The 2218-nt window shown below is 72.4% G+C and carries 3 protein-coding genes; 1 reads left to right on the top strand and 2 read right to left on the bottom strand.

The window, feature by feature from the left end:
- Positions 1–3 precede the first annotated feature (3 nt).
- Complete coding sequence (locus GUY60_RS37030; RefSeq protein ID WP_161705893.1) at positions 4–399, bottom strand: CBS domain-containing protein; 396 nt, start codon at positions 397–399, stop codon at positions 4–6.
- Between the two features lie 253 nt (positions 400–652).
- Positions 653–1453, bottom strand: coding sequence for a histidinol-phosphatase (gene hisN, locus GUY60_RS37025; protein WP_161705892.1), 801 nt, complete (start codon positions 1451–1453; stop codon positions 653–655).
- Positions 1454–1637: 184 nt separating this feature from the next.
- Here hisN and GUY60_RS37020 point away from each other — a divergent pair.
- Positions 1638–2218, top strand: a 581-nt coding sequence (locus GUY60_RS37020) for a TetR/AcrR family transcriptional regulator (protein WP_161705891.1), incomplete at its 3' end; no start/stop codon positions are given.

Genomic DNA, 2218 nt, shown 5'->3' with positions numbered 1-2218 from the left:
GTTCTAGAGGGCGGGTGCGGGGCGGCGGCCCGGGGTCCAGCAGCGGATGATGTCGCGTACCGAGACGATGCCCACCGGTTCGTGGTCGTCAAGGACGATCAGGTGTCGGAAGCCGCCGTGCGCCATGGCGTCGGCCGCTTCCGCCAGGGTCCACGAAGGCGCGGCGAAGACCACGTCGGTCGTGGTGTGCGTGCCCGCGGTCTCCTTGTCCGGGTCCTGTCCCGAGCCGAGGGAGTTGAGGATGTCGCGCTCGGTGAGGATGCCGACGCCATTGGCGTCGGTGTCGAAAACGACCGCCGCGCCGACCCGGCGGGCGGACATCAGGCGGGCGGCCTGACGGAGTGTGTGGTCGGGGCCGATGGTGAGGACCATGGTGCTCATGGCGTCGCGGACGAGCATGGGCTGGAGCCACCTCCTGGATGATTCGCTGTTCAAAGAGAAGCGATTCACAAGTTCACAAGTGGGGGGACTCTCAGAGTGGCAGGTCAAGGAATAGTCAACAAGGGGGAGTGCGGGGCCTACTGAGGGCGCGCGAGCGGCGCGAACCGCCACCTGTGTCCGGTACGGGGGCTTGCGGTGCGGGAGTTGCGGTGCGCGGGGTGGTCTCGCTCGGGGTGGTCGTGTGCGGGGTGGTCGCCTGCCGGGCGGTCGCTCAGTACCGCTGGTTCAGGTAGCCGAGCAGCTCCTCGTGGAGCCGGCCGTTGGACGCCGCCGCGTTGCCGCTGTGCGGGCCGGGGGTGCCGTCGAGGCCGGTGAAGCTGCCGCCCGCCTCGGCCACCACGATCGCCGTCGCCGCCATGTCCCACAGGGACAGCTCCGGCTCCGCGCAGATGTCTACCGACCCCTCGGCCACCATCATGTACGGCCAGAAATCGCCGTACCCGCGCGTGCGCCAGCAGGCCCGGGTCAGGTCGAGGAAACCGTCGAGGCGGCCCTGCTCCTCCCAGCCGCTGAGCGAGGAGTACGCGAACGACGCGTCGGAGATACGGGAGACGTCCGACACCTTGAGCCGGGTCGCGGAGGTCAGGCTGCGCCCGGTGAACGCGCCCGAGCCCTTCGCCGCCCACCAGCGGCGGCCGAGCGCCGGGGCGGAGACCACGCCGACCACCGGCTGGTAGCCGCCCTCGCCCACCTCCATCAGGGAGATGAGGGTCGCCCACACGGGCACGCCGCGCACATAGTTCTTCGTGCCGTCGATCGGGTCGATCACCCAGCGGCGCGGGCCCGTGCCCTCGATGCCGTACTCCTCGCCGAGGATCGCGTCCCGCGGCCGGGCGCGCTGGAGCTGCCCGCGGATCAGCTCCTCGGCGGCCTTGTCCGCCTCGCTGACCGGCGTCATGTCCGGCTTGGTCTCGACCTTGAGGTCGAGGGCCTTGAACCGGTCCATGGTCGCGCGGTCCGCCGCGTCGGCGAGGACATGGGCGAGACGCAGATCATCGAGATAGTCGGGCATGAGCGAACAGTATCGACCGGGCCGGTACGGGACCACATGGCCCTCGTCCGTCTCGCGACCCGGTACGCGGGCATCCGCCCGCCGACCCTTGACAGTGCGTACGACCGCGTCAACTCTGCCTGTGGAGCCGGTCCCTGAGCCGTCCTGACGCAGGCGGTCGTGCCGTCCGGCCGGGGAGGCGACGATGCCCGCAGCGCGTGAGTCCCTGCTCGACGCGGCCTGTACGGCGCTGGCCCGCCGGGCCTGGTCGGCGGTGCGCATGGTGGACGTGGCCGCCGCGGCCGGGGTGTCGCGGCAGACCCTCTACAACGAGTTCGGCAGCAAGGACGGCCTGGCGCGGTCCCTGGTGCGCCGTGAGACCGACACGTATCTCGCCGGTGCGGACCGGGCGCTCCGCGAGGGCGGGCTGCCCGCGGCCGCCGAGTGGACGGTGCTGAGGGCTCGCGGGAACGTCCTGGTCAGGGCGCTGCTCACCGGCTGCTGGGGCGAGCACTTACCCGCCCCGACGCTCGCCGCGGTGCCCTCGACATCGGCGGTGCCCGCACAGCGCCGGGCGGACGGGCCGCTGCCTTCGCCCGCCCGGCTTGTCACCCTCGTACGGGACCGGGCCGTCGCCGTGCTCGCCCCGGCGGAGGCGACGCCCGGCGAGCGGTCCGAGCTGGCTCGGGAGTGCGAGGTCGCGCTGCGCCTTGCCCTGTCGTGCGTGCTCGCCCCGGCGGGGGAGGGCGGTACGGCGGCGCTCGTACGGGAGGCGGTGGGGGTGAG

It is taken from the genome of Streptomyces boluensis (genome assembly GCF_009908195.1).
Taxonomy (GTDB): Bacteria; Actinomycetota; Actinomycetes; order Streptomycetales; family Streptomycetaceae; genus Streptomyces; species Streptomyces boluensis.
Note: the sequence above shows the minus strand (reverse complement) of the source record. Positions and strands in the feature narration are given on the sequence as shown.